Consider the following 6455-nt stretch of genomic DNA (forward strand, 5'->3'; position numbering starts at 1 on the left):
TTGCAGATGAACTAAAGATCATTTTCTTAACATTATGTTTCTGCATTACTTCACATAGCACTAACGTGCTTGTAATGTTGTTATGATAATATGTTAATGGAATCGCTACTGACTCCCCTACAGCTTTAAATCCTGCAAAGTGAATAACTGCGTCAATTACATTTTCTTCAAAAATTGCGTCAAGCGCTTTACGATTTAAAACATCTTCTTTATAAAACTTAAATTGTTTTCCTGTTATTTCTTTCACTCGATTTATGGATTCTACCGAGCTATTCGAAAGATTATCCACTACTATAACTTCGTAACCGCTATTTAGTAATTCTACACATGTATGACTACCAATATATCCTGCCCCACCTGTTACAAGTATCGCCATAATTATACCTCCAATATTATTAAGCCTTAATAAAAAAGAAAATCATTTATCCTTTATTAAAACAAATGATTTTCTTCTCACAGATTTTATTTAGCTATGAAATAATCCGTTACATATTGAGCCCAAACCTCATGACCTTTAGCACTTGGGAAACCAAATTCTTCTTGTAAGTACGGTAAAATTGCCTTTGTTGTTGCATCCGGCCATGCTCCCCAATGATCAATATATGTATAATTATTTTGCGTCGCAAATTGTTTTAATGCTTCAATCGATTTCGGATAATTCTTCGCACCATACACTGGATTTGACGGTTGAATCATAATCGTAGCACCCTTTGCACTAGTAGAAAGTGCTTGAACGAACTTCTGTGTATTCACAACAGAGTTTCCGTTACCAGTTTTACCATTATCAGTAATAAATGGCGGTTCAAATAAAATCACATCTGGATTCTCTTTCCCAATCTCTTTATCACGTTTATTCGTAATTAACTCTTCTGTGCTTTCACCCTTATATTCCTTTACAGTCACATTCCATAAACCTTTACCATAAGCAGTTTCTAAATTAGCAGTTAACTTAGCTGCCCAAGCACTTTTTTCAGATGAAGAAGCCTCATCACCAACAATAACAAGGTTTACTGCCTTTTTATCCTCAGCGGCTTTCTTTAACTTCTCTTTCACTGCATCTGGCAAGTTTTTCGCGTATGCTTCATTAAAAGATGACTTCGCATCTTGTTTTTTCTCTTCTTTTTTCTCTTCTTTTTTCTCTTCTTTCTTTGCCCTGCTATCTTTCACTTCAGCCTTTGTTTTCGTTACTTCACTCGTTTGCCCTGTTGCATTCGCAATCTTCTTATTCCAGTACAATTTACCGCTCACAATCGAAGCAACAAACAATACAAAAATAACAAGGACAAGTACCGCTTTCTTATTCATCGATTCACCTCATCTATTAATCTCACAATATATAATACTAATATAAATTCACGCAAAAATAAACCCAACTCCTTCCAAAGGAGTTGGGTTGTTACATATTACTTAGTTAATTCAAGATGCGCTTTTAATTTATTTGTTAAATCTTGTTTTGCTGCATCTGGAACATAATAGTACCAAATACCGTCGGCGGCTTTGTGGCCGTCACCTGGGATTTGAATCTCTTCACTATTCTGCATGCAATCTTTATAATTCTTTTGAATATCAAACATTTGATCTTGCGTTAAACTTGTTTTTACGTTTTTCTCAATTGCTTTTAATACATCACCGTAACTTGCTAGAGAAGATACACTTGCGCCCTTTTTAATTACAGCTTGAATAACTTGACGTTGGCGCATTTGACGACCGAAGTCACCGCGTGGATCTTCATAACGCATACGAGTATATTTTAAAGCTTTTTCACCATCTAAATGAATTTCACCTTTAGCAAAGTGTGTATCCCTTGATGTAAAATCTAAATCGTTATTTACATCAACGCCACCAACAGCATCCACAATATCTTTAAAACCAGCCATATTCACTTCAATGTAATGATCGACTGGTACATTAAGAAAATTCTCCGTTGTTTTTACAGCCATATCAATACCACCAAAGGCATAAGCATGGTTAATCTTATCTTTTTTACCTTTACCAATGATTTCTGTATAAGTATCACGGGGAATGCTTGTAATCTTCATTGATTTTTTTTGAGGATTCAAAGTAAATAACATCAATGAATCAGATCTTGATGTTTCACTTTCTCTTTGATCTGTTCCCATTAATAAAATAGAAATAGGCTTTTTATCTGCAACATCTACTTTTTGATCACGTTTTTCAGACTTATCACGTTCTAGTGGTTTATGCACCGCATCTAAAGTATTAGACACATTAGAATAAACGCTATATGCATATGCACCACCTGCAACGATAAGAACACCAACAATACCTAGAATCCAAAATATAATTTTCTTTTTCATATTTTATACCTTCTTTATATTCTTATAATCCATTTCATATCTTAATTTATCAGTTATCTATTAAAGTAGTCAATCTTATATTGTCAAAATTTATTTACTTCCTCTACGGACCAACATATTTTTTATAATCTGGACACAATCCATAAAATACTTATCCTTAAGTATTCCCAATGAAATAAAATAAAAAATAACACTACCTATTATAGTAAATACAGATGAAAATATCCCTTTAGGGCTAAATATTATATACGGTACTACAATTGTTATAATAGATATAAAGCAATATAATAAGTAATTCTTTGAAAACAACCTAGAATTCATACCCAATCTTCTTAAAAAGAAATAATAAACCACTAGCTTAGAGAACTCTGTTAATACAAATGTAATCGCTGCACCAACGACAAAATACTTTGTTGTCAAAATAATATTTGCAATAACATTAATAACTAAGGCTATTATCATGGCATATATGGATATATGTTCTTTGCTAGCAGAATACAAATAATATGCATAAATTGCTACCAGTGGCATTATTACTAAACATACTGATGTAATTTGTGATACTATTATAGCGCCTGAATAAGATTGCCCAAAGAGAGTGTTTATTATTAAATCTGAATATAAAATAAAACCAATGCATGCTGGTATTGAAACAATGCCTAAAAAATGTCCACTCTTATTTAAGATTTTCTGCTGTGAGCTATGGTCATCATTGCTATTCAAATAACTAAGCCTTGGTAATAATACAGCAAACGCATTTGAAACAATAGCTACTAACATTGTTGTCATTTTTATACCCACATTATAAACTCCTAATTTTTCCTTTACAGCAATGGTTCCTAAGAGAACTGAATTTAATTGTAATGTAACTGTACTTATAAACGAAATGACTAATGCTAAAAGCACTGGTTTTAAGTGGTTTTTTAAAGATAATTCCCCTTTTTTCAGTTTAACAAACTTTAATAAATACCAACTGTTTAAAGAGGCCGTCAGCATAAAACTCCCCAAATTTAATACAACATATAATAGGTAATCATTTTGTTCTTTGATGAATATAAATACACAAAGAACAAAAATAATTTTCACCACAAGATCACGTGTTGTAATATACTTAAATTTTTCTATACCCACAAAAAACCATTGAAAAGTAAATAAATTAGTTAACATTGTTAATCCCGTAATAAAGAAGATGAGAAATTCACTTCTCATTTCTGTATTATTAAATAAAAACGCTCCGTATAAACACAACATAATAATTGTTAATACTAGTTGTATAATAAATAATTCTTGAAATTTCAAACTTAGTTTTGCTTTATCATTACTAACTATAGCTATTTCACGTGTTGCATATCCAATTAATCCTGTTCCCGCAAATACGGCAAAAATAGTTACTATACTAGTGGCATAATTAATAGTTCCATAGTTTCCTGGTCCTAATACTCTTGAAATATAAGGAAAAGTTATAAAAGGTATAATTAATAATACTATTTGATTTATAAAACTATAAATTGTATTTCTGGTTAAACTACTCATGATTTATGACACATCTCTCATGTTTAATATTTTCTGCACTTAGTTCTCAATTAAAGAAATTACTTTTTTCATATTTTCTCGATTAATTGTTTCAACCTCTATACTTCCTTTACTTGCCCTACATTTAAAGGAATGAATATCGCTAGTTAACTGCTTTACCCCTTCGATAATACCTTCTGTTGTGTTATCTACAATCAAACCATACTCACTTTCACCAAGTATGCTAACCGTTCCAGTCCTTGTTGACACCACTGGGACCTCTAAAAGAATTGCTTCTGCTACAACTAAGGAATACCCTTCAACTCTCGATGAAGATATAAAAAACTCACTATTTTTAATATACTTATATGGGTTTTCTACAAAGGGTATAAATATAACATCTTCCCCAATCCCTAGGTCGACTGCTAATTGTTTTAATTTATTTTCTTCATAACCACTACCAATTATAACTAATTTAAAATCCTTAATCTTATCCTTTTTTCTTAAGATCGCATATGTTTTGATTAATCTATCAAATCCCTTTTCTTTCACTAATCTTCCAACAGAACAAATATATTTAAAACTTAGTTCGCATTTTTCTTCAGCTAATGTTTTAATACGTTCGCAATCTATGAAATTTGGAATAACAGCACTACCATTATGTTTTTTATTAAAGTATGCATTATAGCCTTTTTCCGATTGTTCTGATACAAAAACCATATTATCCAAACTATCATATATTTCTGTTTCTATTGAATAGTTTTTAAAAAAGTTTTCAGCATGGTTGTGTCTGCTTAAATCTGTATGAATCCATCCTATATGTTTTCTAGATTTAATATGATCTAAAGAAGAAGATATTTTAATAGGTAACCCTTCAACGAAACCAATCTCAACATCATAATTTTCTTTCAAACGATAACTCATTATTTTTCTTATATAATTTGCATCAATCTTTTGGCATAACTTAAAAAAATTAATTATGATAAACCGATTTAAAATTCTATCACTAATTCTTCTTGAACTGGCACTTATATTAAATAAACTAACATGCTTTACTTTTTCTGAAAGTTGGTTATCTAATTTATTTTTACAAAAGGTAAAAACAGTCACAGAATAATCTCTATTCCTTGATAAATTATTTGCAACATCCACTAGAACTCTCTCTGCTCCACCAGCACCTAATTGCCCTATAATAAATAAAATTTTCTTCAAATATTTCCCCCCTATTACTCATCGGCATTCAATAAATACTCTTAAGATTTCTTCTAATAATATATTTTCATTATAGATAATAGTAACTTTCCTTTTTCTATCGCTCAAGAAATTCAATAATTTCATTCAGCTTGTGCTGATTTTGGTCTAATACCATTTTCTTTCCAGATAATGCTTTTGTTGTATACAATGGGCTATTACATATTAATTCTTTCATACCATCTATAATTCCATCTGAATTATTTGGAACTACTAAACCGAATTCCCCAGCATTTAAAATTGTAGCCGCACCTGTATTAGTAGCAATCACCGATTTTTCAAGGATTAATGCTTCTAAAACAACTGTAGGGTAACCTTCTACCCTTGAAGATGAAACAAAGAATTCACTATTCCGTATGTATTTATATGGATTTTTATTGAATGGTATAAACAGAATATCCCCTTCTAGTTTTAAATTTGCAACAAGGTTCTTTAAATCATTTTCTTTCTTTCCACTACCTATTATCACTAATTTAAGATTATTTATATGCCCTTCGTCCTTTAGCCTATAATATCCCTTAATTAAGCGATCGAATCCTTTTTCATCACTTAATCTACCAACACTACAAATATACTTAAAATCTAAATTTACACTTTCCTTAGATAAAGCTATAATTCGCTCTATATTAAGAAGGTTCTTCATTACATAGAGATTATTATGATTATCAATATGATTAAAATATTCTAGGTACCCTTCTTTACATAACTCAGATACAAAAGCTATCTTATCCATTTTCGAATAGCTATCCATCTCTTCAGATTTACTTTTAAAGTATGACTTACAATAATTAAACCGATTTAAATCTGTGTGTATCCAACCTATTTTTTTCGAATTACTTTGCGATACAAATTTTATTGGAAAGCCTTCTAAGAAAGCTATTTCAATATCAAATTTCCCTCTTAAAAATCGATTTAAGAAGCTCCTCATCCTTGCTGGACTCAAAATTTTCAATAACTTAAAAATTACTTTAATTTTTATTTTTGAAAACATGTCCTGATTAGCTAAATTTACTTTAACCAGTTTAACATGTTTTATTTCACTATCTAATTGATCATCTAATATGCCGCTTCCAATTGTAAAAAGGGTAATATTGTATTTTTGTTGTCGATTTAAGACATTCATTAAATCTATTAATACTCTTTCTGCTCCTCCACCACCTAGATAAGGGATGACAAATAATATATTTTTCATTTTTTAACCTACCATCAATAGAATTTAAATCCATCTAGAAACAAGATAATAACTAATAAATTATTTTTTAGTTATCTTTAATGTCTATTTCTTTTAAAAATCTATAAAATCGGGATTCTATTTTTTCCCATTCGTAATACTCAACAGTTGCTGCTAATTTTAATACATTGTATTTAGAGATA

General features: G+C 30.2%; 6 protein-coding genes. All 6 read right to left on the reverse strand.

Annotation, left to right across the window (positions count from 1 at the left end):
- Positions 1-376: SDR family NAD(P)-dependent oxidoreductase (locus tag MR160_RS32320; RefSeq protein ID WP_242299090.1), on the reverse strand; the 376-nt coding region annotated here is incomplete at its 3' end.
- Between the two features lie 86 nt (positions 377-462).
- Positions 463-1305 (reverse strand): SGNH/GDSL hydrolase family protein, encoded by an 843-nt coding sequence (locus tag MR160_RS32325; protein WP_199664135.1) that lies wholly within the window; start codon positions 1303-1305, stop codon positions 463-465.
- 98 nt (positions 1306-1403) lie between these two features.
- Positions 1404-2318 carry a polyisoprenyl-teichoic acid--peptidoglycan teichoic acid transferase TagU gene (tagU, locus tag MR160_RS32330; protein WP_017763775.1) on the reverse strand — a complete coding sequence of 305 codons (915 nt, stop codon included), beginning with the start codon at positions 2316-2318 and terminating at the stop codon, positions 1404-1406.
- Positions 2319-2408: 90 nt separating this feature from the next.
- On the reverse strand, positions 2409-3851 hold the full coding sequence (locus tag MR160_RS32335) for a flippase (RefSeq protein ID WP_017763776.1): 1443 nt from the start codon (positions 3849-3851) through the stop codon (positions 2409-2411).
- A 39-nt stretch (positions 3852-3890) separates the two neighbouring features.
- A complete protein-coding gene (locus tag MR160_RS32340) occupies positions 3891-5042 on the reverse strand; it encodes a glycosyltransferase (protein ID WP_017763777.1) in 1152 nt (383 codons plus the stop codon).
- 97 nt (positions 5043-5139) lie between these two features.
- Positions 5140-6273, reverse strand: coding sequence for a glycosyltransferase (locus tag MR160_RS32345; RefSeq protein ID WP_017763786.1), 1134 nt, complete (start codon positions 6271-6273; stop codon positions 5140-5142).
- Positions 6274-6455: the final 182 nt, after the last annotated feature.

Origin of the sequence: Bacillus cereus group sp. BfR-BA-01382 (genome assembly GCF_022663475.1) — a bacterium.
GTDB lineage: Bacteria > Bacillota > Bacilli > Bacillales > Bacillaceae_G > Bacillus_A > Bacillus_A thuringiensis_S.

Excerpts from the sequence above, each read along its gene's own strand:
- MR160_RS32325 (WP_199664135.1), bottom strand. The coding sequence starts at position 1,305 with ATGAATAAGAAAGCGGTACTTGTCCTTGTTATTTTTGTATTGTTTGTT.
- tagU (WP_017763775.1), bottom strand. The coding sequence starts at position 2,318 with ATGAAAAAGAAAATTATATTTTGGATTCTAGGTATTGTTGGTGTTCTT.
- MR160_RS32335 (WP_017763776.1), bottom strand. The coding sequence starts at position 3,851 with ATGAGTAGTTTAACCAGAAATACAATTTATAGTTTTATAAATCAAATA.
- MR160_RS32345 (WP_017763786.1), bottom strand. The coding sequence starts at position 6,273 with ATGAAAAATATATTATTTGTCATCCCTTATCTAGGTGGTGGAGGAGCA.